Raw genomic sequence first — 22,804 nt, 5'->3', positions numbered from 1 at the left:
AAGGGGCGCGGTTACCAGAGCGCCAGGGTGTAGCCGATGATCAGGCGGTTCTCGTCCACGGCGTTGGTCAGGCCGTTGCCGGAACGGAAGGTGACGTTGCGCCAGCGCAGGCTGACGTCCTTGAACGGGCCGCTCTGGATGACGTAGGTGATGTCGGTGTCGCGCTCGCGCTCGCGGCCGTTGCTGAGCGTGGCGGTTTCGGCGTGGCGGCCGTCGGTGTAGCGGGTCATGAAGCTCAGTCCGGGGATGCCCATCGCCACGAAGTCGTAGTCGTAGCGCACCTGCCAGGAGTCGAGCCCGGCGCGGGTGAAGGTGTTGTAGGTGACCAGGTTGACGGTGTAGGGATCGCCGCCATTGAGGAACGGGAAGGCGCTGTCACCGGACATCTGCTGCCAGGTGGCGGTGAACTTGTGGGCCTTCACGCCCAGGGTGAACATGGCGTTGAAGTTGCGGTTGTCGATGCGCCCGGCGCGCTCGGCGCCGTCGCCGCGGCTGTCGAAGTAGCGCAGGTCGCTGCGCAGGCTGACACCTTCGGCCAAGGGTTGGGTATGCAGAAAACCGAGGTATTGCTGGCGGTAGATGTCCTCGAGCTTTGCGTAGTAGTAGCTGACGCTGGCCTGCGGGGTGATGGCGTAGCTGCCGCCACCGAAATCGAAGTGGTCGCTGCTGGCGGCGCCGTAGCCGATGTCGTCGCGCCCGGAAGAGTCGCGCAGATTGGCCTTGGTCAGGCGGCCGCCGTTGAAGGTCAGGCCGTCCAGCTCCTGGCTGGTCAGCAGGCCGCCCTGGAAGGTCGAGGCCAGCAGGCGGGTGTCGTTGTACACCACCACCGGCAAAACCGGCTGCAAGGTGCCCAGGCGCAGGGTGCTCTTGGACACCCGCAGTTTGCCGGTCAGGCCCAGTTCGCTGTAGTCGTCCACCGGCTCCAGGCTACGCGGCCCGTAAGGCAGCAGGCCGGTGTTGCGTCGGTCGCGGCTGGAGTCGAGCTTGATGCCCAGTTGGCCCATGGCGTCCACCCCGACACCGACCGGCCCCTCGGTGAAACCCGATTCGAAGCGTGCGGTGAAGCCCTGGCCCCATTCCTCGGCCTTGCTCTGCGGGGCGTTGCCCTGGCGGAAGTCGCGGTTGATGTAGTGGTTGCGCAGTTCCAGGCGTGCGTGGCTGTCAGCGATAAAGTCCGCCATGGCTGGCAAGGGCAGGGCAAGGGTGGCCAGCCAGGCGGCTGACGTGAGGTGCGTGCGGTTCATTGTGGTTGTACCCGACATTGTTATTGTTCTTTAGGTCAGTGCTTGCTGGCGCCAGCGGCGCCGATACCGGTCATCGAGCGGATGAACTGGGCCAGGTAGCGCCCACGTTCTTCGCGCGCCCGCTCCGAGCTGTCTGTGACCGAGAAGGCCCAGGCCGCGAGGAAGGCCAGCGACATGGAGAACAGCGCCGGGTTGCTGTAGGGGAACAGCGCCCGCTCGTTGTGCAGCACGTTGACCCACACCGCCGGGCCCAGCACCACCAGGACGATCGCCGAGACCAGCCCGGCCAGGCTGCCGCCCACCGCGCCGCGGGTGGTCAGGCCTTTCCAGAACATCGAGAGCAGCAGCACCGGGAAGTTGACCGAGGCGGCCACCGCCAGCACCAGGCCGGAAAGGAAGGCGATGTTCTGCGACTCGAACAGCAACCCCAGCAGCACCGCGAACAGGCCGATCCCCAGCGTGGCCAGGCGCGACACGCGCATCTCTTGCTGCTCGCTGGCCTGGCCCTTGCGCACCACGCAGGCGTACAGGTCGTGGGACACCGCCGAGGCGCCGGACAGCGCCAGGCCTGCAACCACGGCGAGGATGGTGGCGAAGGCCACCGCCGAGATGAAGCCGAGGAACAGGTTGCCGCCCACAGCCTGGGCCAGGTGCACCGCGACCATGTTGCCGCCGCCGATGATCGCCCCGCTGGCATCGCGGTAGGACGGCTCGGTGCCGACCATGACGATGGCGCCGAAGCCGATGACGATCAGCAGCAGGTAGAAGTAGCCGATGAAACCGGTGGCGTAGAACACGCTCTTGCGCGCTTCCTTGGCGTCGCTGACGGTGAAGAAACGCATGAGGATATGCGGCAGGCCGGCCGTGCCGAACATCATGCCCAGGCCCAGGGAGATGGCGTCCACCGGGTTGGACAGCAGCGCCCCCGGCGCCATGATCGCCTGGCCCTTGGCATGCACGGCCACGGCGCTGGCGAACATCGCCTCGGTGCTGAAACCGAAGTGCCTGAGCACCATGAAGGCCATGAAGGTGGTGCCCGACAGCAGCATCACCGCCTTGATGATCTGCACCCAGGTGGTGGCGAGCATGCCGCCGAAGGTGACGTACAGCACCATCAGCACGCCCACCAGCATCACCGCGTACAGGTAGCTGATGCCGAACAGCAGCTCGATCAGCTTGCCGGCGCCGACCATCTGCGCCACCAGGTACATCAGCGCCACGGCCAGGGTGCCGAAGGCCGAGGTCAGGCGCACCGGGGCCTGGGCCAGGCGGTAGGACACCACGTCGGCGAAGGTGTACTTGCCCAGGTTGCGCAGGCGCTCGGCGATCAGGAACAGGATGATCGGCCAGCCGGCCAGCACACCCAGGGCGTAGAGCAGGCCGTCGTAGCCGTTCATGAACATCATCGCCGAGATGCCGAGGAAGGACGCGGCGCTGATCATGTCGCCGGCGATCGCCAGGCCGTTCTGCATGCCGGTCAGGCCGCCGCCGGCGGTGTAGAAGTCGCTGGCCGAACGGGTGCGCAGGGCGGCCCAGCGGGTCACCAGCAGGGTGAAACAGACGAACACCAGGAACATCGAGATGGCAGTCCAGTTCATCGCGCGCACTCCTGCTTGACCACTTCGTTGAGCGGGTCGATGACGCGGTTGGCGCGGTGCATGTAGACGCCGGTGAGGGCGAAGGACAGCAGCACCATCAGCACGCCCACCAGCATGCCGACGCTGGTCACCCCGCCGCTGAGGGACTGGCCGAGCACGCCGGGGGCGAAGGCCACCAGCAGGACGAAGCCGTAGTAAGCAACGAGCATGGTCAGGGTCAGCGAGCCATTGAGGCGGCGCTTGCGCTGGATCAGTTGCACGAAGGCGGGGTGCTTGCTGATGGATTCGAGGTGTTCGGGTGTCATGGGGAGCGTTCTCTCTGGCTGTTGTAATTGTTTTTTCAGGTCACGCGGTATTGCTGCTTGCACCGTCCCTGTAGGAGCGGCCTTGTGTCGCGAAAGGGCTGCGCAGCAGCCCCGGCAATCTTTGCAATGTTGCAGATCCCGAGGACCGCTTTGCGGTCCTTTCGCGACGCAAGGCCGCTCCTACAGGGATGCAGGCGCCTCGATCTCAAAGCTGATCGAAATCGAGCACCACCTTGTCGCTCAGCGGGTAGGTCTGGCACGACAGCACATACCCGGCCGCCACTTCGTAGTCCTCCAGGGCATGGTTGCTGTCCATCTCCACTTCACCCTCGATCACCTTGCACTTGCAGGTCGAGCACACCCCGGCCTTGCACGACCAGGGCAGTTCGGCGCCGATGGCATTGCCGGCCTCGAGCACGCTGCGGGTGTTGCGCGGCAGGTCGAAGGCCAGGGCGCGGCCATCGCTGATCACGGTCACGTGGCTGACCGCCGAATCCACCTGGCGCGCCGCCTCGCGAGCTTCGCGACGGGCCTCGACACCGGCGGCGGCAAACAGCTCGAAGTGGATGCGCTCCCTGGCCAGGCCGTTGGCCTGCAGGCTGTCGCGCACGGTCTCGGTCATCGCCTGCGGGCCGCAGATGAACGCCGCGTCGAGTGACTGCACGTCGAGCCAGCGGGCGAACAGCTGGTCGCACTTGTCGGCGTCGATGCGGCCGTTGTACAGGTCGACGTCCTGCTGCTCGCGGCTGAACACGAAGATCAGGTTGAGGCGGTCGAGGTACTGGTTCTTCAGGTCTTCCAGGCGATCGCGGAACAGCGCGCTGTTGCTGGCGCGGTTGCCGTACAGCAAGGTGAAGCGGCTGCGGGGCTCGCTGGCCAGGGTAGTGGCGACCAACGACAGGATGGGGGTGATGCCGCTGCCGGCGGCCACGCCCAGGTAATGACCCCGGCGCGCCGGGTCCAGCGGCACGAAGAAGCTGCCCGATGGCGGCATCACCTCCAACTGCTGGCCGGCCTTGAGCACTTCGTTGGCGAAGGCCGAGAAACGACCGCCCGGCACGCGTTTGACCGCCACGCGCAATTCGCCGTCCTGCACCGCGCTGCAGATCGAGTAGGAGCGGCGTACCTCTTGGTCATCCAGTCGGGTGCGCATGACCAGGTACTGGCCCTGGGTGAAGCGGAACTCTTCGCGCAGGTGCGCGGGCACGTCGAAGGCGATGGACACCGCGTCGCGGGTCTCCTGGCGCACTTGCCGGACGGTCAGGCTGTGAAACTGGCTCATGGCGTTCTCCACGGCTCAAAGGCATTTGAAATAGTCGAACGGTTCCAGGCACGCACGGCAGCGGTACAGGGCCTTGCAGGCGGTGGAACCGAACTGGCTGAGCAGTTCGGTATCGCTGCTTGCGCATTGCGGGCAGCACACCGTGGGCGGGGCCCCGCGCAGGCTGGCACTGCCGGCGGGTGGAGCGATGCCGTAGGCGCGCAGGCGCTCGCGGCCCTGGTCGCTGATCCAGTCGGTGCTCCAGGCCGGGGTCAGCCTGCGCTCCAGCGCGGGCTCGGCGAACCCTGCTTGTTCTAGCGCCTGGCGGATGTCGCCCTCGATCACCTCGGTGGCCGGGCAGCCGGAGTAGGTCGGGGTGACCACCAGGTGCAGGTGGCCGGCGCGCCAGTCGAGGTCGCGGACGATCCCTAAGTCGACCACGCTGACCACTGGCACCTCCGGATCCATCACCTCGGCCAGCACCGCCCAGGCCTGGGTCAGGTCGCCGTCGCGCAGGGCGCGGGCGCCGCGGTCACCCGCGATCAGCTCACCAGGTCGCATCGGGGTAGGCTCGCGGCAAGAACTGCATCTCGGCCAGCAGCAGGCCCAGGTGCTCGGTGTGCAGGCCCTTGCGCCCGTCCAGGTAGAAGTGGCTGGCGGCGTTGGGCAGCGGCAGCTCGACCGAGGCGAAGATTGCCTCCACAGCGGCGTGCCAGCGCTGGGCGACCTGCGTCGGGTCGGCGGCAATACCGGCGTGGGCCAGCTGTACTTCGCTGTCGCCGGCGACCGTCAGCTCGACGGTGAAGCGCCACAGCATCGGAATGGCCTCGAGCATGCGCCGGCGGCTTTCCTCGGTGCCGCCGCCGAGGCGCTGCACCCATTCGCCGGAGCGGCGCAGGTGGTAGGTCACCTCCTTCAGGGCCTTGGCGGCGATGCCGGCGATACGCTCATCGCCCGAGGCACTCAAGCCATCGAGCATGGGGTGGTGCCAGGCGTCGTAGAGGAACTGCTTGAGCATCGTCACGGCATAGTCGCCGTTGGGCTGCTCGACCAGCAGCAGGTTGCGGTAGGCGCGCTCGTCGCGACGGAAGGCCAGAGCGTCGGCATCGCGGCCGTCGTCCTGCAATTCGGCGGCATAGTCCAGCCAGTTGCGGGCTTGGCCGACCAGGTCGAGGCCGACGTTCATCAGCGCCAGTTCTTCCTCCAGCGCCGGGGCCTTGCCGCACCACTCGCACAGGCGCTGGCCCTGGACCAGGGCGCTGTCGCCGAGCAGCAGCAGGTATTGAATCAGTCCTTGCTTGTGCATGGCGTGCCTCACATGTGTCCGACTTCGGCCGGCAGCTCGTAGAAGCTGGCGTGGCGGTAGACCTTGTCATCCGCCGGGGCGAACAGCGGGTCCTTCTCGTCGGGGGAGGAGGCGGTGATCAGCGCCGAGGGCACCACCCACAGGCTCACCCCCTCGCTGCGGCGGGTGTACAGCTCGCGGGCGTTCTCGATGGCCATGGCGGCATCGGCGGCGTGCACGCTGCCAACGTGCTTGTGGTTCAGGCCGTGCTTGCTGCGCACGAAGACTTCGAACAGGGTCCAGACAGACATTGGGGGTATCTCCGCATCATTCGCCGCTTCAGGCGGCGTTCTTGTTCTGTTGCTTGCGGGCATAGGCCACGGCGGCCTCGCGCACCCAGGCACCGCTTTCGATGGCGTTGCGCCGGGTGGCCAGGCGTTCCTGGTTGCACGGGCCGTTGCCCTTGATTACTTCGTAGAACTCGTCCCACTGGATCTCGCCGAAGTCGTAGTGGCCACGGGCCTCGTTCCACTTGAGCGCCGGATCCGGCGCGGTGCAGCCGAGCAGTTCGAGCTGGGGCACGGTCTGGTCGATGAAGCGCTGGCGCAGTTCGTCGTTGGTCTGGCGCTTGATCTTCCAGGCCATGGACTGGGCGCTGTTGGGCGAGTGCTCGTCGCTGGGGCCGAACATCATCAGCGCCGGCCACCACAGGCGGTCGATGGCGTCCTGGACCATGTCCTTCTGCGCCTGGGTGCCGTGGCGCATCATGGTCAGCAGCAGTTCGTAGCCCTGGCGCTGGTGGAAGCTCTCTTCCTTGCAGATGCGGATCATGGCGCGGGAGTAGGGGCCGTAGGAGGTGCGTTGCAGCACCACTTGGTTGACGATCGCCGCGCCGTCCACCAGCCAGCCCACCGCACCCATGTCGGCCCAGCTCAGGGTCGGGTAGTTGAAGATGCTCGAGTACTTGGCCTTGCCACTGTGCAGCTTGGCGATCTCTTCGTCGCGGTCGGCGCCGAGGGTTTCCATGGCGCTGTACAGGTACAGGCCGTGGCCGGCTTCGTCCTGGATCTTGGCCATCAGTTGCAGCTTGCGCTTGAGCGACGGGGCGCGGGTGACCCAGTTGCCTTCCGGGAGCATGCCGACGATTTCCGAGTGGGCGTGCTGGGAGATCTGGCGGATGAGGGTCTGGCGGTAGGCCTCGGGCATCCAGTTCTTGGCTTCGATCTTGATCTCGGCGTCGATCTTCTCCTGGAAGGCGCGCTCTTCGGGCGACATCTCCTCCAGGGACTTGAGGCGCTTGACGCCGGTTTCTACGAGCTGTGCGTACATGTTCAGGCTCCCGGTTGTGGGCTGCTTGGGGCGTGGGTCATTTATAAGTGATACAAAACACAACATCAAACAGTATTTGATGTGTCAAATAAGATTTGTGTATCACATTGGGGTTGTCGGGGCTGCTGTGCAGCCCAATCGCGACGCAAGGGGTGCAAAGCGCCCCCGGCTTTCTCGAGGCAAAAAAAGCCCCGGACTATGCCGGGGCTTGCCTGCCAGCCCTATCGGTCACCCAGCCAACCGCTTGTCATACACATGACAAGCCTTACCCTCCGAACGCTTCAGCGTGCCGCAAGGCTGCAACTGAACCTGCGTACTGATACCGATATAGGTCTTGATCTGCTTCGCCAGCTCGCCCACCACCTGCTTGCGCTGGCCCTCGTCGAGGTACTGGCTGTCGCTGCGCAGTTCCACATGCACCTCGACGCTGTCGAGGTTTCCATTACGATACAGATGGATCTCATAAAGCTCTGAAAGCTGTTTTATCTTAAGTACCTGCTCCTCGATCTGCGTCGGGAACACATTGACCCCGCGGATGATCAGCATGTCGTCGCTGCGCCCGGTGATCTTGCCGATGCGCCGCATTGGCCGTGCCGTGCCGGGCAGCAGGCGGGTCAGGTCACGGGTGCGGTAGCGCACCATCGGCAACGCCTCCTTGCTCAACGAGGTGAACACCAGCTCGCCAAGCTGGCCGTCCGGCAGCACGTCGCCGCTGACCGGGTCGATAATCTCGGGGTAGAAGTGGTCCTCCCAGATGGTCGGGCCGTCCTTGGTCTCGAGGCATTCCATGGCCACGCCCGGGCCCATGATTTCCGATAGCCCGTAGATGTCCAGCGCATCGATGCCCAGGCGCTGCTCGATGGAGCGGCGCAGTTCGTCGGTCCAGGGTTCGGCGCCGAAGATGCCCAGGCGCAGCTTGAGGTCGTGCGGGTCGATGCCCTGGCGCTCGATCTCGTCGGCCAGGTTGAGCATGTAGGACGGCGTGACCATGATGATGTCCGGCTGGAAGTCGCGGATCAGCTGCACCTGCTTCTCGGTCTGGCCGCCGGACATGGGGATCACCGTGCAGCCCAGGCGCTCGGCGCCGTAGTGCGCGCCCAGGCCGCCGGTGAACAGGCCGTAGCCGTAGGACACATGTACCTTGTCGCCGCGGCGCCCGCCGGCGGCGCGGATCGAGCGCGCCACCACGTTGGCCCAGGTGTCGATGTCGTTCTGGGTGTAGCCGACCACCGTCGGCTTGCCGGTGGTGCCGCTGGAGGCATGCAGGCGCACCACCTGGTCCTGGGGCACGGCGAACATGCCGTAGGGGTAGTTGTCGCGCAGGTCATTCTTGCCGGTGAAGGGGAACTTCGCCAGGTCGTCCAGCGACTTCAGGTCATCGGGGTGGGCGCCGCAGGCGTCGAAGCGCTGGCGATACAGCGGCACGTTGGCGTAGGCGTGGTTCAGGCTCCAGCGCAGGCGTTCCAGCTGGTGCTGGCGCAACGCGTCGAGGCTGGCGGTTTCCATCGGGTCGAGCAGGGCGCGGTCGGCATCGTGGTAGAGGTTCATGGTTTCACTCGAGTTGTTCTTGTCGTGGGCCGAAGCCCTGAGTGTCATGGCAGGCAGCATACTGCCCGCGTCGCGTGACGTCTCTGGCGGCTGATCAGAGGCGTTCGAGCACAAGGGCGATGCCCTGGCCGACGCCGATGCACATGGTGCACAGGGCGTAGCGGCCGCCGGTCTGCTCCAGCTGGTACAGGGCGGTGGTGACCAGCCGTGCGCCGCTCATGCCCAGCGGGTGACCCAGGGCGATGGCGCCGCCGTTGGGGTTGACCCGGGGATCGTCGTCGGCCAGGCCCAGCTCGCGCAGCACGGCCAGGCCCTGGGCGGCGAAGGCTTCGTTGAGTTCGATCACGTCCATGTCGGCCAGGGACAGGCCGGTCAGTTCCAGCACCTTGCGGGTGGCTGGCACCGGGCCGATGCCCATCAGTCGCGGCTCGACGCCCGCCACGGCGAGGCCAAGGACCCGGCCGCGAGCCTTGAGGCCATGTAGCCGGGCTGCCGCGGGGCTGGCCAGGAGCAGGGCGCAGGCGCCGTCGTTGACCCCCGAGGCATTGCCGGCGGTGACGCTGCCACCGTCGCGGAACGGCGTGCCCAGGCGCGCCAGTTGCTCAAGGGTGGTGTCGCCCCGAGGATGTTCGTCGTGCTCGACGCGCTTGGCCGGGCCTTTTCGTTGGGGGATATCCACCGCGACGATCTCCCGGGCCAGGCGGCCATCGGCCTGGGCGGCGGCGGCCTTGAGCTGGCTGCGCAGGGCAAAGGCGTCCTGGTCCTCGCGGGAGATGGCGAAACGCTCGGCGACGTTCTCGGCGGTCTCGGGCATCGAGTCGATGCCGTACTGCGCCTGCATCAGCGGGTTGACGAAGCGCCAGCCGATGGTGGTGTCGAACAGCTGCGCGCTGCGGCCGAAGGCCTGTTCCGACTTGCCCATGACGAAGGGCGCCCGCGACATCGATTCGACGCCGCCGGCCAGCATCAGCCCGGCCTCGCCGCAGCGCAGGGCGCGGGCGGCGTTGCCGATGGCGTCCAGCCCCGAGCCGCACAGGCGGTTGAGGGTGGTGCCGGGTACCTCGATCGGTAGCCCGGCCAGCAGGCCGGCCATGCGCGCGACGTTGCGGTTGTCTTCACCGGCCTGGTTGGCGCAGCCGAGGATCACATCGTCCACGGCCGCCCAGTCCAGCTTGGGATGGCGCGCCATCAGCGCCTTGATCGGTACCGCGGCGAGGTCGTCGGGGCGCACGCTCGACAGGGCGCCGCCGTAGCGGCCGATAGGGGTGCGCACGGCATCGATGATCAGTGCGTGAGGCAGGCTGGCGTCAGTCATTTGAAGTCTCCGGCGACAGCACGGTGCCGCGCACTTTGTAGGATTTGCCGTGGAACAGGGCGATCAGCTCGCCCTGCTGGTTCTCGATGCGCACGTCGTAGTTGCCGGTGCGGCCCTTGCGGCTCTGCTCGTCGGCGGTGGCCAGCAACTGATCGCCCAGGCGTGCCGGCGCCACATAGTCGATGCTGCAACCCAGGGCCACGGCTGCTTCATCGTAGCTATTGCAGGCAAAGGCGAAGGCCGAGTCGGCCAGGGCGAACAGGTAGCCGCCGTGGCAGGTGCCGTGGCCCTGGAGCATGTCGGCGCGCACGCGCATGCCCAGTCGGGCGCTGCCGGGGCCGGCGTCGAGCAGCTCGATGCCCAGGCCCTGGCTGGCGGCGTCGCGGGCGAACATGGCCTGGGCACAGGCGCGGGCCAGGGTGTGTGCGGATTGTTCAGCCATGCAGACGGCCTCCTTCGGCGTGGGTGCGGCGCAGCAGCAGTGACGGGCGGTAACGCTCCTCGCCGTAGCTGCGTTGCAGGTTGTCGAGTACGTCCAGGGTGAAACCGACCCCCAGGTCGTCGGCCCAGGCCAACGGGCCGCGCGGGTAGTTGACCCCGGCGCGCATGGCCAGGTCGATGTCGCCGGGCGTGCCGACGCCCTGCAGCACGGCGTCGGCGGCCTCGTTGGCGAGCATCGCCACGGTGCGCAGCACCACCAGGCCGGGCAGGTCGGCCACCGGACAGACGCTCAGCCCGGCCCGGGCGAGCAGGGCGACGGCCTGGTCCAGGGCCTCGGCACTGCACTCGGCGCCGTGGCTGATGGCCAGGCGCGTGGCGTTGGCGTAGTCCAGGGCCAGGTCCAGCAGCACCAGGTTGCGCAAGCCGTCCTCGCGGGCGCGCTGGCTGGCCAGGCGGCCATCGGACAGCGCCAGGGTGGCGTCCCCTACCCGCAGCAGGCCGCTGCCAGCGCGCTCGGTGACGCCGATACCCTTGGCGCGCAGGCGCTCGACCAGGGGCTGCAGGACGCCGAGGTCACCTTCCACGGTGCAGCGCTCGACAGGCGCCTGGCTGGTGATTGTCGCGGCCTGTGGCCGCTCGGCGCCTTCGGCATAGCTATAGAAGCCCTGGCCGGTCTTGCGCCCGAGGCGCCCGGCGTCGACCAGCTCTTTTTGCACCAGCGATGGCTGGAAGCGGAAATCGCCATAGAACGCCTCGAACACCGAGCAGGTCACCGCGTAGTTGACGTCATGGCCGATCAGGTCGGTCAGCTCGAAGGCGCCCATGCGAAAGCCTCCGGCGTCGCGCAGCAGGGCATCGAGGGTGGCGCAGTCGGCGGCCCCCTCCTGTAGCAGGCGCAGGCTTTCGGCGTAGAAGGGCCGAGCCACGCGGTTGACGATAAAGCCCGGCGTCGAACGGGTGTGCACCGGTTGCTTGCCCCAGTTCCGGGCGGTGTCGTACAGGGTGGTCGCCAGTGTCGGCGCCGTGGCCAGCCCGGACACGACTTCCACCAGTGCCATCAGCGGTGCCGGGTTGAAGAAGTGCATGCCGATCACCCGCTCCGGGTGTCGGAGCCCAGCGGCAAGGCTGGTGATCGACAGTGACGAGGTGTTGCTGGCCAGGATGCAGTCGTCGGCGCACCGGGCTTCAAGCTGGCGCAGCAGTTCTTGCTTGATCGGCAGGCTTTCGACGATGGCCTCGATCACCAGGCGGGCATCGGCCAGGTCGTCGAGGCTGTCGATCGGTTGCAGGCGAGCGCGGATGGCGCTGCGGTTGCCAGGGCTGAGCCTGCCTTTCTCGACCAGCCGGCCGAGCTGCCGGTCGATACCTTCGATGGCCTGCGCGGCGGTGCCGGGGCGGTTGTCATAAAGGCATACCGGGTGGCCGGCCTGGGCCGCCACCTGGGCGATGCCGGCCCCCATGGCGCCAGCGCCGATCACTGCCACCAGGGCGTCGTTGTCGAGTGCGGCCATGGTCAGCGCCCCTTGAATACAGGCGTGCGTTTGTTCATGAAGGCACCGACACCCTCGCGGTAGTCCTCGCTGCGCCCGGCCAGGCGTTGCAAGTCGCGCTCCAGTTCCAGTTGTTCGTCGAAGCGGTTGTCGAAGCTCTGGTTGAGAGCGCGCTTGATCAGGGCCAGGCCATAGGTGGGCTGGGTGGCCAGGTGGCGGGCGAGCTTGAGTGCTTCGTCGCGCAACGCGGCATCGTCCACCACCCGGTGGATCAGCCCCCATTGCTCGGCCTGCTCGGCGCTCAGGCGCTCGCCTAGCATGGCCAGTGCCTTGGCCCGGGCCATGCCGACCAGGCGCGGCAGCAGCCAGGTGCCGCCGGAGTCCGGCACCAGGCCGATCTTGCAGAACGCCTGGATGAAGCTTGCCGAGCGCGCCGCCAGCACCAGGTCGCAGGCCAGCGGCAGGTTGGCGCCGGCGCCGGCGGCCACGCCATTGACCGCGCAGATCACCGGCAGCGGCAGGTCGCGCAGGCTGCGCACCAGCGGGTTGTAGAACTGTTCGATGGACTGGCCAAGGTCCGGCAGCTCGGCGCCGGGCGCGACGTTGCGGTCGGCCAGGTCCTGGCCTGCGCAGAAGCCACGGCCTTCGCCGGTCAGCAGCAGCACCCGGGCGGTTTCGCTCTGGCGCACCTGCTTCAGCGCTTCGCGCACTTCCAGGTGCATGGCGCTGTTGAAGCTGTTGAGCTGCTCGGGCCGGTTCAGCGAAAGCAGGGCGACGCCGTCGTCGCCAATGGAAAACAAGATGTGCTGGAAGGACATGACTGGCTCGCTCCGTCAGTCGGTGGAAGGCTTACAGCCCTTGGAATCGGGCCGGGCGTTTGGCCTGGAAGGCGCGGATACCCTCGTCACGGTCGGCGGTGCCGGCCAGCAGGGTGAAGGCGTGGCGTTCGAAGCGCAGGCCGCAGGCCAGGTCCATGTCCTGGGCCTTGAGCAGCGCCTCCTTGGCCAGGCGCACCGCCAGCGGTGCCTTGGCGGCGATGGCGGCGGCCACCTGCACGGCGCGCTCTACGGTGAGTTCGGGCTGGGTGACTTCGCCGACCAGGCCTGCCTGTAGGGCATGACGGGCATCAATGGCTTCGCCGCCGAGGACCATCTGCATGGCCAGCGGCTTGCCCACGGCGCGCAGCAGGCGCTGGGTGCCGCCAGCGCCGGGGATGATGCCGAGGTTGATTTCCGGTTGGCCGAAACGGGCGTCGCTGCCGGCGATGACGATGTCGGCGCACATCACCAGTTCGCAGCCGCCGCCCAGGGCAAAGCCGTTGACGGCGGCGATCAGCGGTTTGCCAAAGCCGGCGATGCGCTGCCAGTGGGCCACGCGTGGGTCGTTGAGGATGCCGACCAGATCGCGCTGGGCCATCTCGTTGATGTCGGCGCCAGCGGCGAAGGCCTTGCGACTGCCGGTGATGACCACGGCGCGGATCTCTGGATCCTGGTCGGCGGCGTCCAGTTCTGCGGCCAGCTCTTCCAGCAGCGCCGTGTTCAAGGCATTGAGGGCTTGCGGGCGGTGCAGGGTGATCAGACGGACGCCGTCCGCCGGGGCCTGCACGATGAGGTTGCTTGGCATGGGGATACCTCAGGCTGCACGTTCGGCGCCGGCTGGGGCCGGCTTTTCTTGGAATTGTTCGTGGTGCTGGTGCAAGTATATGTACAAAGCGATACGAAAAATCAACACTGAAATTGTAATTGCGTATCTGTATTTGAGGCGAGTGACGCTATCGCGGGGCAAGCCCGCTCCCACGCTGTCTCGCTGCTATAGCCATTTGTGGGAGCTAGCTTGCCCAGCAATTAGGTCATCACTGTCCTGAAGCTTTGTGAAGAAAGCGATACATCAGGCTGGCATTGACTAAGTGATTTGATCTGATACAGGATCATTTGGTCTTCTGAATCATATCGAGCCCCAGCCCATGCCCTGCTATCGCCTCGAAGGCCTCACCCCAGTGGTTCATCCCAGCGCCTATGTACACCCCAGCGCCGTGCTGATCGGCGACGTGCTGGTCGGCCCCAACTGCTACATCGGCCCTTTGGCCTCGTTGCGCGGCGATTTCGGGCGAATCATCCTGGAAGAGGGCGCGAACCTGCAGGACACCTGCGTGATGCACGGTTTCCCCGGCGGCGACACGCTGGTCGAGCGCAACGGCCATATTGGCCATGGCGCGGTGCTGCACGGCTGTCGGATAGGCGAGGACGCCCTGGTCGGCATGAACGCGGTGGTCATGGACGGCGCGCATATCGCCCCACGCTGCATCGTCGCCGCCACGGCCTTCGTCAAGGCGGGGTTCACCTGCCCGGAGCAAAGCCTGGTGGTTGGCGCGCCGGCCGAGGTCAAGCGCCCGCTCAGCGACCAGGAGCTGGCCTGGAAACAGCGCGGCACCGCCGAATACCACAGCCTGGCCCGGCGCTGCATGACCGCGCTGGTGGAGTGCCCGCCGCTGACCGCGCCCGAGGCGGACCGCCCACGCATGGGCGACTCCGGCTTCAGGCCCAAGGCCGAGGGCGGTGCATGAGCCTTGCGCGGTCGCGGCAGGCAGGTATAGTCGAGGCTTTAGCCGCGCCTCGTTCCCCCATGAGCAGCCTTGCCCCCCTGAATCACCTGATCACCCGTTTCCAGGAGCAGACGCCGATCCGCGCCAGCTCCCTGATCATTACCCTCTATGGCGATGCCATCGAACCCCATGGCGGCACGGTCTGGCTGGGCAGCCTGATCAACCTGCTGGAACCGATGGGCATCAATGAACGGCTGATCCGTACCTCGATCTTCCGCCTGACCAAGGAAGGCTGGCTGACCGCCGAGAAGGTCGGCCGGCGCAGCTACTACAGCCTTACCGGCACCGGCCGGCGGCGTTTCGAGAAAGCCTTCAAGCGCGTCTACAGCGCCAGCCTACCGGCCTGGAACGGCGCCTGGACCCTGGTGCTGCTGTCGCAACTCGACGCCGGCAAGCGCAAGGCCGTGCGCGAGGAACTCGAATGGCAGGGCTTTGGCGCCATGGGCACGAACCTGCTGGGCTGTCCGCGCACCGACCGTGCCGACCTCGCCGCGACCCTGCGCGAGCAGGACGCCGAGGACGACTGCATCGTCTTCGAAACCCACGCCCAGGAAGTGCTGGCCTCCAAGGCCCTGCGCGCCCAGGTACGGGAAAGCTGGAACATCGAGGAACTGGGCCAGCACTACAGCGAGTTCATCCGCCTGTTCCGCCCACTGTGGCAAGCCATGAAGGACCTCGAGGCGCCGAGCCCGCAGGATTGTTTCCTGGCGCGCACGCTGCTGATCCACGAATACCGCCGCCTGTTGTTGCGTGATCCGCAACTGCCGGACGAGTTGTTGCCGGGGGATTGGGAAGGGCGCGCGGCTCGACAGTTGTGCCGCAACCTGTACCGGCTGGTGCAGGGCAGGGCGGAGGAGTACCTGGCCAGCGCGCTGGAGACGGCGGATGGGCCGTTGCCGGATGCCAACGAGAGTTACTATCGGCGGTTTGGTGGGCTTGGTTGAATTGAGGGCGTTGGCGACCTGGCAATTCTGCCGGTTGCCGGCATTGCGATCCGTTGCAAGGATTGCCTGCGTATTCATGGCAGGCGGCACTTCTAATATGAGTCGGGCACGGTGGCGGCACCCCCATAGCATCCCCTCGATTCTGGCCACAGATCGGCAAGGTTCGATCCTGCTCTCCAATGACCAGCCAAATCGATACACCGGCTATGGCGACAATAGTCAGAGCGCCGCCCGGCTCGGCTTCACCTGCCAGTATTGTGAGACGAGTGCGGGTGTCTATTGTCGTCCGAGGGCAACCCATCGAGCACCGCCACCTCCCCGCCGCCCCTCAACCCCGCTGATCGAAGAAATGCCCCATCAGCTGCAACAACGGCCGGCGCCGGTTCTTCACCGCGAACGCCCACTCATGGGTCTGCGACGGCGCATGGCCGACCTCATGTTCGCTCAGCAGCTTCTGCACCTGGGCCAACCGGTACCACGGCACCGAGGGGAAGGCGTGGTGGACGATGTGCAGGTTGAAGTTGAGGATCACATAGCGCGACCACAGCGGCAGGTCCTTGCAGTCGTGGGACACCCCATCCTGCTCCCAGAACTGCAGGCGGTCGGCGTCCCTTGGCAGCAATGGCGCCTCGGCGTGGTGGGGCAGGTTGAGCAGCTCGACCATGAAGAACAGGAACACCCAGGTGATCCCGTAGAACAGCACCAGGTCCAGCAGGTGCCCAAGGCTCCAGGCCAGCACGGCCGCCGCCAGGTAACCGGCCAGGTACAGGCGGGCGAAGCGGATCTCCTTGAGAATCCTCGGCGAACTGTCGCCCTTGGCCCGGGCAATGAACGGCGCGCGCCAGTTGAGCAGGAAATGGTTGGCGGCGATCATCGGGATCCAGTGCTTCCAGACGAACTCCAGGGTGCGCTCCTGTTTTTTCGTCATCACCGAGAAGCGCTCGATCATGCCGCGGTTCTCCGGGTCGTTCACCGGGTGCGCGGTCCAGGTGTGGTGAGCCATGTGGAAGCGCCGGCGGACCAGGAACGGCAAGGCGATCAGCCAGCCGTCGCAGTGGCCGATGAAATCGTTGAGCCGGCGGTTGGCCGAGGCGGCGCCGTGGGTCGCCTCGTGCATGATCAGGTAGAGCTGCACGGTGGCAAGGCCTGCCAGCGCCAAGCCCAGCAACTGCAAGGCGGTGGAGTCGGCGAGCCACAGGTTCCAGGCCACCGCCAACAACAGCAGGTCGGCGACCCAGAGCATCACGGTCCAGGGTTCCCGGGCGCCGTCGGGGATCTGTTTTCTTACACTAAGCCATTGGTCCTTGGTCACTTGCAAAAACTCCGATCGGTTAGCTGGCGGCCCGGGAAGCCGGGTCGGCGGGAAGGCTGCAAAGGTTGTTGGCCAGGTGCGCGTAGGCCAGGTCGAATCGGGCGATGTCGTCGTCGAAGCCGTGGCTGCGCGGGGGCACGGCGAAGTCCTGGAACACCAGCTGGATGCAGTCGTAGCGCACGCCGTTCTCCAAGTGCCAGGCCGGCAGGTAGGCGGTGATGGCAAAACCCAGGCGGCGCAGGCTGGCCAGCAGCTCCAGCTTGTCTGCCAGGATCACCAGGCTGACGTACTCCGCCTGCGCATGTTGGCGCAGCAGCGCGCCCAGCTCCGCCAGCACAGCTTGGCTTGACAGGTAGCGACCGCACTGGCCCGACAGCATCAGCGCGCCGACCTGGGGATCGTGGGTGTAGCTGAGCTGGCCATGGCGTTCGGCGCCGGTGGGACCGCTCAGAAAGGTGTCCGGGTAGCTGCCGGGAGTGACGCCGAGCCGCAGGGCGGGGTAAAGCAGGCGGCGGACGAATTCGGCGGCGCGGGCGGTCACGTACCAGGGCGCCACATGGACAAAGCCGGCCTGGAGCACCGGCTGGATGGCGGTCAGGTGATATTCGCGCAGGCCGTCGACCGTGTCCGGGCCGCCGTCATGCCCCACCAGCACGGCGGGGCGGATCTTGTTCATGACGCTGTGGCTTGCGATGTTGCGGGTGATGTAGAAGCCCAGCTCCATGGGTTCGGGCCGGTGGGTCTCGAAACCGAGGCGGATCAGGCTGGAGATGGCGCCGGTCCTGCGCGCATCGGGGTGGATCACCCCGTGGCAGACCTCCCACGAGCGGTTCCAGGGGCGGCGGGCGATGCAACAGCATCCGAGCAGTCGACCCTGGGCCTGGGCGACAAACCACTGCTGTTGGCCGCTGGCCAGCGAGTGGCGGATATAGGCTGGGCTCTGGCAAGGGTGGGTGGTCTGCCCATAGACCTGCTGGAACAGCGCGGCGAGGGCTTCGATATCGGCGGGGCTGGCCGGGCGATAGCGCAGAGTTTCGGTTTCCGGCAACGGCGCAACGGCCGTTTGCGGCGAACGGGTCGCAGTCATGACGCACCTTTTGTCTTTATTGAAGGCGAACGAAGGCAGTGACCGCCCAGGGCAGGTCACGGGCACGTGGCGGGGCTGGGGTCAGTGACGGAGATGTCGTCGCAGGTCGGCGCGGCTGGGTGATGTGTGTGAAGGGTGAGGCGAGAGTGCGTCATCCGTGAGCATGGCCATCATGCGACTCCTGTACATGGCGGGTTCTTGTCCAAGGCCAGCGCAACTCCTTGGCGCTGCCAGGAAACGGACTATAGAGTCACGCGATGGGCCGTCAAACGGCCATCGGCAGGAGACTGCAACGTGTTGTGCGGTCAAGGTGCCGAGGGGGCGGGCAGGCCCGCCCCTGTTTTTCGGTACGCCAGGTCCCGGAGCAACACGCTGTAGGAACAGGCTTACATGTAAATGGCTGTAAAGACGACTCGGTGTTCAGATATCGCTGCCCTTGAGGCGGGCAAGGCCGCTGTCACGTGCGAGTCTGGGATGGCCCGGCAGCGGCTCCGGCCGAGGATGTCCTGCCGTGCTGTAGACCCGGGTACGACTGCCCAGGCCCTCCACCAGGGGCGCCTGCAGCGGGTATCGGGTGCGGGCCTTGAGGTCGGCGATCAGCTCGTCGAGCAGCGCGTCGATCTGCGTGCTGTCCTGGTGGTGGGCGGTGGTGATCAGGTGCGCGGTGTCGCCCGAGGTGGCCAGGCAATGGCGTTTCCACACGCTGGCCGAGGGGCAGGGGAACACCACGGTGATCGAGTTGGGGTTGCGCCAGGCCTCGATGCCGGCCGCCCGCAGCCGGTCCACCGCATGTTGGGCCAGGTCCAGGCAGCGCTGGATGCGTGCGCTCCAGTCCTCCCGCGACCGGCTGCACAATGCGGCCCACATCATCAGTGGCGTGTGGCCGTTGCGCGAGCCGCTGATGGTCTGGTCGCGGGCACTGATGTAGTCGATTTCCACCGAAATGCGCTCGACGTTGTGACGCCGGGCCACGACGATGCCGCAGGGCATCGGCGAGCCGATCATCTTGTGCCCGGAGACGCAGATCGAGTCGATGCCGTCGGCGAACGAGTAGGGCTCGGGGTTATCGACGAAGGGCAGGATCATGCCGCTGAGGGCCGCGTCGGCATGCAGGTAGTAGTCCTCGCGGCGGATGCCGGCCTGGGCCAGGCGCTGCTGAATGGTGGCGATGTTGTCGGTGGCGCCGCGCAGGGTGGTGCCGATATTGGCGAAGATGATCGGGTGGCGTTCACCGTCGGCGGTGATTCGCGCGACCAGGTCGTCGTAGTCCATTTCGCCGTTGGCCTGGGATTCCACCACCTGGGCCTTGATGCGCAGCAGGCGGACGATCTTGGCCACCGAGTAGTGGGTGTCCTTGGAGTAGTAGAGGGTGGCGTCGGGAAACAGCTCGCGGGCCAGGTAGCAGCCGAACATGTTGCCTTCGGTGCCGCCGTTGGTGACATAGCCCCAGCTGTCCTCGAATGGGATGTGGAACAACTCGGCGAAGAAGCGCATTACCTCGCGCTCGAAGTCGAAGGAGTTGAGCAGGTAGTTGCTGGGCTCGTTCCAGTCGCCGCAGTTGTTGATGGAAAAGCGCATGAAGCGGTGCAGCAGGCTGTAGTCGAAGTCGGCCGACTCGGGGTAGCCGACATTGAAGTACTGGTGGGTAAGGCAGTACTGCCAGAAGGCCTCGAGACGCTTGTGGTCGGCGGGTGAGAATGTCATGTCCAGCTCCATGGTGCGCGCTCGGCCGGCCAGGGCCGAGCGCGGTGCGGGTGAAAGTCCTTGTCAGTGCCGCATCAGGCTCAGGCGGCCAGGGTGGCGCCGCCGTCGACCACGATATCCTGCAGGGTCACGTGCCCGGCCTGCTCCGAGGCCAGGAACAGCACTACATTTGCGATGTCGTCGGGCGTGGCGATCTTGCCCAGCGGCACGCCGAGCTTGAACTGCCCGGGCAGGCCGTCGACCAGCTGGCGTTCGCCCGCCGGGTCGCCGAGCATGCCGGCGAGCATCGGCGTGCGCGTCGAGCCTGGCGACACCACGTTGCAGCGTACGCCGTAGGGTGCCAGCTCCAGGCCCACGCAGTGGCTCAGGCTGACCAGTGCGGCCTTGGAGGCGCAGTAGGCGGCCATGTTCAGGCGCGGCACGTGGGCGGCGTTGGAGGCGACATTGACGATGGCGCCGCGGCGCTGGCGACGGAACACCGGGGTCCACTGGCGCATCAGGTAGAACGGCGCGCTCACGTTGACATCCAGGCAGCGCTGCCAGTCTTCGCAGGACACCTCGTCGCTGCGCCCCAGGCGCAGCACGCCGGCGACATTGACCAGCACGTCGAGGTACTGCGCCTGCTCCTTGAGGCGGTCGCAGACCCGCTGCACGTCGGCCGGATCGGTCAGGTCGACATGCAGCAGCGGGAACGGCACGTCGGCCTCCTCGCAGTCCAGGCCGATGACCTCGGCGCCTTCCTCTAGAAACTGCTGCGCCACGCAGCGACCGATGCCGCTGGCGGCGCCGGTGACCAGCACGCGCCGGCCGGTGAAGCGGGCCATGGCCATCAGGCGGCCCCCCGCGCTTGCATCAGCGACCACCAGCCATCCAGGGTCGGCGCGTTGGCCAGCTCCTCGAAGCTGACGGCGATGCCGCGCTGCTTGAGCTCGGCGGCCAGCTTCATCACCTGCAGCGAGTCCAGGCCGTAGAAGATCAGGCTTTCCTGCGGGTCGAGGTCGCTGTCGTCCTCGATCATCTGGCGCACTCGGCCATGCAGCCAGTCGCGTGTGGTCTCGCCCGCGGGTTGGGTCAACAGGGCGGTGGTGTCGGTGACATGGCCGCAGCGGGTGGCGACGTACTTCAGGGCCAGGCGGTGCTCCTCCTCGGAGAAGTCGGCCACCGCATCGCCCACCAGGAACGCCTGGATATCGTTCATGAAGGCGTCGGCGGCGGTGATCATGCAGCCGATATGGGCGTACACGCCGCCGATCAGCAGCTGGTCGCGTTGCCAGGTGCGCATGCGCTCGAGCAGGTCGGAGCGCTGGAAGGCGCTGTAGCGCCACTTGGTCAGCACCGTGTCGCCCGGCTGCGGCGCCAGGGCGTCGATGATCGATTGCTGCTCGGGGCTGGCCGCCGGCAAGCCCGGGCCCCACATGGCGTTGAGCAGGGCGCGGTCCTCGGGCGGCTGTTCATGGGGCTGGGCGGTGTAGACCACAGGGATGCCCTGCTCGCGGGCCCAGTGGATCAGCCGCGACAGGTTGTGCACCAGGGCGGTGAGTAGGGCGCCGTCGGGTTGGTAGAAGCGCAGGAAGTAGCGCTGCATGTCGTGGATCAGCAGCACGGCGCGGGCCGGGTCGGGTTGCCATTGGGTCTTGTTGGCCGGGTAGCTGGCCCGCAGCGGCATGGCATAGTCGTGGATGGTTGGAATGGTCATGTCGGGTCCTTGGACGGTCAGGCGGTCTGGGCGACGGCGAGCAGCGCGCGCAGTTGCTTCTTGTCGATCTTGCCCACCGCGGTCAGCGGCATGGCGTCGATCAGCCGGATCCGGTCCGGGAGCTTGTATTCGGCGATACCCAGGCCCATCAGGTGGCGGCGCAGGGCGATCGGCTTGAGCTGCGGGTTGCGCGAGACGATGAAGGCGCAGCTCTTTTCGCCGAGCAGGTCGTCGGGCAGCGCCACCAGGGCGGCATGGGTCACGTCCGGGTGCATGACGATCAGGTTCTCGATCTCCTCCGAGGCGACCTTCTCGCCGCCGCGGTTGATCTGGTCCTTGACCCGGCCGACCACCCGCAGGTTGCCGTCGGCGCTGCGCTGGACGATGTCGCCGGAGTGGTAGAAGCCGTCCTGGTCGAACACCTGGGCGTTGTGCTCGGGGCTTTGGTAGTAGCCGCAGAAGGTGTAGGGGCCACGGGTGGCGAGCATGCCTGGCTCGCCGTCGGCGACCGGCTGGCCCTGTTCGTCGAGGATGCGCACTTCGTCCAGCTCGCTGATCGGCCGGCCCTGGGTGGTGAACACCTGCTCGTCGCTATCGTCCAGGCGGGTGTAGTTGACCAGGCCCTCGGCCATGCCGAACACCTGTTGCAGGCGGCAGCCCAATACCTCGGGGACCTGGCGCGCCAGGGCCTCGGCGAAGCTCGCACCGCCGACCTGCAGCAGGCGCAGGCTGCGCAGCTTGGCCGCGTGCCCGGGGGCGGCCTGCAGCCACAGGGCCACGGCGCTGGGCACCAGGGCGGCCATGGTCACCGCGTGGCGCTCGATCAGGGCGAAGCAGTTGAGCGGCTCCGGGTTGGCCGCCATGACGATGCAGCCGCCGGCGTGCAGCACGCCCAGGCCGCCGGGGGAGCTGAGGGTGTAGTTGTGCGCGGCGGGCAGGGCGCAGAGAAAGCGCGTGGCGCTGTCCAGGGCGCAGATCTGCGCGCTGGCCCGCACGCTGTAGGCGTAGTCGTTGTGGGTGCGCGGGATCAGCTTGGGGGTGCCGGTGCTGCCGCCGGACAGCTGGAACAGCGCCACTTCGCCGGCCGGGCTGGGCGCGTAGTGGGTGCCGCGCACATCGGCGCTGGCGCTCCATTCGTCGAGAGCATCGAGCATCAACGTCAGCTTCGGACGCAGGCCTTCCTTGGCCAGGTCGTCGAGGAACGCGTCGTTGCGGAACACCTCATGCTCGGCCGAGGCAATCAGCAAGGCGGGGTGGATCTGCCGGGCGAAGGCGCCCAGCTCGTGCTGGCGGTGGCTGTAGAGCGCGTTGACCGGGGCGATGCCGGCCTTGAACAGGGCAAACAGCACGATGTAGAACTCGGCGACGTTGGGCAACTGCACCAGTGCCGTGTCGCCCTGGCCGAGGCCGTGGGCGGCCAGGCGCGAGGCCAGGTTGGAAGCGCGCCGGTCCAGTTCGCCGTAGCTGATGCAGCGTTCGCCGCAGAGGATCGCCGGGGCCTGTGGCTGCGCGGCGGCGCGCTCGATCAGCAGTTGGCTGAGCGGCTGGTCGTTCCAGTAGCCGGCGGCGCGATAGCGCTGCGCCCGGTCCGCGGGCCAGGGGGTGAATTCGATGGTCATGGGCATCTCGGAAAACGGGTTTGA

The 22,804-nt window shown here is 66.9% G+C and carries 21 protein-coding genes and 1 pseudogene; 2 read left to right on the top strand and 20 right to left on the bottom strand.

Translation table 11 applies throughout. The features are described from left to right. Nucleotides 1-11 precede the first annotated feature (11 nt). From K5H97_RS14320 to paaF, 14 genes and pseudogenes are all read right to left on the bottom strand, one after another. Nucleotides 12-1,244 (bottom strand): OprD family porin, encoded by a 1,233-nt coding sequence (locus tag K5H97_RS14320; RefSeq protein ID WP_028688891.1) that lies wholly within the window; start codon nucleotides 1,242-1,244, stop codon nucleotides 12-14. Between the two features lie 35 nt (nucleotides 1,245-1,279). Next, nucleotides 1,280-2,848: pseudogene (locus K5H97_RS14315) on the bottom strand (cation acetate symporter); the annotation flags it as partial. After that, on the bottom strand, nucleotides 2,839-3,147 hold the full coding sequence (locus tag K5H97_RS14310; protein WP_028688889.1) for a DUF485 domain-containing protein: 309 nt from the start codon (nucleotides 3,145-3,147) through the stop codon (nucleotides 2,839-2,841). The pseudogene K5H97_RS14315 and the gene K5H97_RS14310, both read right to left, overlap by 10 nt. 205 nt (nucleotides 3,148-3,352) lie before the next feature. Then, nucleotides 3,353-4,429 (bottom strand): 1,2-phenylacetyl-CoA epoxidase subunit PaaE, encoded by a 1,077-nt coding sequence (gene paaE / locus K5H97_RS14305; protein ID WP_028688888.1) that lies wholly within the window; start codon nucleotides 4,427-4,429, stop codon nucleotides 3,353-3,355. A 15-nt stretch (nucleotides 4,430-4,444) separates the two neighbouring features. Beyond that, nucleotides 4,445-4,969, bottom strand: coding sequence for a 1,2-phenylacetyl-CoA epoxidase subunit PaaD (gene paaD / locus K5H97_RS14300; RefSeq protein WP_028688887.1), 525 nt, complete (start codon nucleotides 4,967-4,969; stop codon nucleotides 4,445-4,447). Then, nucleotides 4,956-5,714, bottom strand: coding sequence for a 1,2-phenylacetyl-CoA epoxidase subunit PaaC (gene paaC / locus K5H97_RS14295; RefSeq protein ID WP_028688886.1), 759 nt, complete (start codon nucleotides 5,712-5,714; stop codon nucleotides 4,956-4,958). Before paaC ends, paaD begins: the two co-directional genes overlap by 14 nt. Nucleotides 5,715-5,722: 8 nt before the next feature. Beyond that, nucleotides 5,723-6,004: a 1,2-phenylacetyl-CoA epoxidase subunit PaaB gene (paaB, locus tag K5H97_RS14290; RefSeq protein ID WP_011533969.1), complete on the bottom strand. Its 282-nt coding sequence runs from the start codon at nucleotides 6,002-6,004 to the stop codon at nucleotides 5,723-5,725. A gap of 28 nt (nucleotides 6,005-6,032) precedes the next feature. Then, nucleotides 6,033-7,022, bottom strand: a complete 990-nt coding sequence (paaA, locus tag K5H97_RS14285; RefSeq protein WP_028688885.1) for a 1,2-phenylacetyl-CoA epoxidase subunit PaaA — start codon at nucleotides 7,020-7,022, stop codon at nucleotides 6,033-6,035. A gap of 228 nt (nucleotides 7,023-7,250) precedes the next feature. Beyond that, nucleotides 7,251-8,570 carry a phenylacetate--CoA ligase PaaK gene (gene paaK, locus K5H97_RS14280; protein ID WP_028688884.1) on the bottom strand — a complete coding sequence of 440 codons (1,320 nt, stop codon included), beginning with the start codon at nucleotides 8,568-8,570 and terminating at the stop codon, nucleotides 7,251-7,253. Nucleotides 8,571-8,664: 94 nt separating this feature from the next. Further along, entirely contained in the window at nucleotides 8,665-9,885 is a 1,221-nt protein-coding gene (gene pcaF, locus K5H97_RS14275; protein WP_028688883.1) for a 3-oxoadipyl-CoA thiolase, read from the bottom strand. Next, nucleotides 9,878-10,327 (bottom strand): hydroxyphenylacetyl-CoA thioesterase PaaI, encoded by a 450-nt coding sequence (gene paaI / locus K5H97_RS14270; protein WP_028688882.1) that lies wholly within the window; start codon nucleotides 10,325-10,327, stop codon nucleotides 9,878-9,880. The genes pcaF and paaI overlap by 8 nt, the downstream gene beginning before the upstream one ends. Next, nucleotides 10,320-11,837, bottom strand: a complete 1,518-nt coding sequence (paaH, locus tag K5H97_RS14265; RefSeq protein WP_028688881.1) for a 3-hydroxyacyl-CoA dehydrogenase PaaH — start codon at nucleotides 11,835-11,837, stop codon at nucleotides 10,320-10,322. Before paaH ends, paaI begins: the two co-directional genes overlap by 8 nt. A 2-nt stretch (nucleotides 11,838-11,839) precedes the next feature. Then, a complete protein-coding gene (gene paaG, locus K5H97_RS14260; RefSeq protein WP_028688880.1) occupies nucleotides 11,840-12,634 on the bottom strand; it encodes a 2-(1,2-epoxy-1,2-dihydrophenyl)acetyl-CoA isomerase PaaG in 795 nt (264 codons plus the stop codon). Nucleotides 12,635-12,665: 31 nt separating this feature from the next. Then, on the bottom strand, nucleotides 12,666-13,439 hold the full coding sequence (paaF, locus tag K5H97_RS14255; protein ID WP_028688879.1) for a 2,3-dehydroadipyl-CoA hydratase PaaF: 774 nt from the start codon (nucleotides 13,437-13,439) through the stop codon (nucleotides 12,666-12,668). Between the two features lie 340 nt (nucleotides 13,440-13,779). On the opposite strand from paaF, the gene paaY reads away from it, so the two are divergent. Beyond that, entirely contained in the window at nucleotides 13,780-14,379 is a 600-nt protein-coding gene (gene paaY, locus K5H97_RS14250; RefSeq protein ID WP_028688878.1) for a phenylacetic acid degradation protein PaaY, read from the top strand. Between the two features lie 59 nt (nucleotides 14,380-14,438). Next, on the top strand, nucleotides 14,439-15,362 hold the full coding sequence (gene paaX / locus K5H97_RS14245; protein ID WP_096050110.1) for a phenylacetic acid degradation operon negative regulatory protein PaaX: 924 nt from the start codon (nucleotides 14,439-14,441) through the stop codon (nucleotides 15,360-15,362). Nucleotides 15,363-15,690: 328 nt separating this feature from the next. Here paaX and K5H97_RS14240 read toward each other — a convergent pair whose 3' ends face one another. The 6 genes from K5H97_RS14240 to K5H97_RS14215 form a co-directional block, all read right to left on the bottom strand. Next, nucleotides 15,691-16,674 carry a fatty acid desaturase family protein gene (locus K5H97_RS14240; RefSeq protein WP_028688876.1) on the bottom strand — a complete coding sequence of 328 codons (984 nt, stop codon included), beginning with the start codon at nucleotides 16,672-16,674 and terminating at the stop codon, nucleotides 15,691-15,693. Between the two features lie 19 nt (nucleotides 16,675-16,693). Further along, a complete protein-coding gene (locus K5H97_RS14235; RefSeq protein WP_028688875.1) occupies nucleotides 16,694-17,761 on the bottom strand; it encodes a GNAT family N-acetyltransferase in 1,068 nt (355 codons plus the stop codon). A gap of 420 nt (nucleotides 17,762-18,181) precedes the next feature. Beyond that, complete coding sequence (locus tag K5H97_RS14230; protein ID WP_081791516.1) at nucleotides 18,182-19,465, bottom strand: histidine decarboxylase; 1,284 nt, start codon at nucleotides 19,463-19,465, stop codon at nucleotides 18,182-18,184. An 80-nt stretch (nucleotides 19,466-19,545) separates the two neighbouring features. Beyond that, nucleotides 19,546-20,328, bottom strand: a complete 783-nt coding sequence (gene dhbA, locus K5H97_RS14225; RefSeq protein ID WP_345940234.1) for a 2,3-dihydro-2,3-dihydroxybenzoate dehydrogenase — start codon at nucleotides 20,326-20,328, stop codon at nucleotides 19,546-19,548. Then, the gene (locus tag K5H97_RS14220) at nucleotides 20,295-21,161 is read right to left on the bottom strand and encodes an isochorismatase (RefSeq protein ID WP_028688873.1); all 867 of its coding nucleotides are present in this window, start codon (nucleotides 21,159-21,161) and stop codon (nucleotides 20,295-20,297) included. Before K5H97_RS14220 ends, dhbA begins: the two co-directional genes overlap by 34 nt. A 17-nt stretch (nucleotides 21,162-21,178) precedes the next feature. Further along, nucleotides 21,179-22,780, bottom strand: a complete 1,602-nt coding sequence (locus K5H97_RS14215) for a (2,3-dihydroxybenzoyl)adenylate synthase (protein WP_028688872.1) — start codon at nucleotides 22,778-22,780, stop codon at nucleotides 21,179-21,181. Nucleotides 22,781-22,804: the final 24 nt, after the last annotated feature.

Source organism: Pseudomonas mosselii (assembly GCF_019823065.1).
Lineage (GTDB): Bacteria > Pseudomonadota > Gammaproteobacteria > Pseudomonadales > Pseudomonadaceae > Aquipseudomonas > Aquipseudomonas mosselii.
The sequence above is the reverse complement of the archived record's forward strand: the minus strand, read 5'-3'. Positions and strand labels throughout refer to the sequence as shown.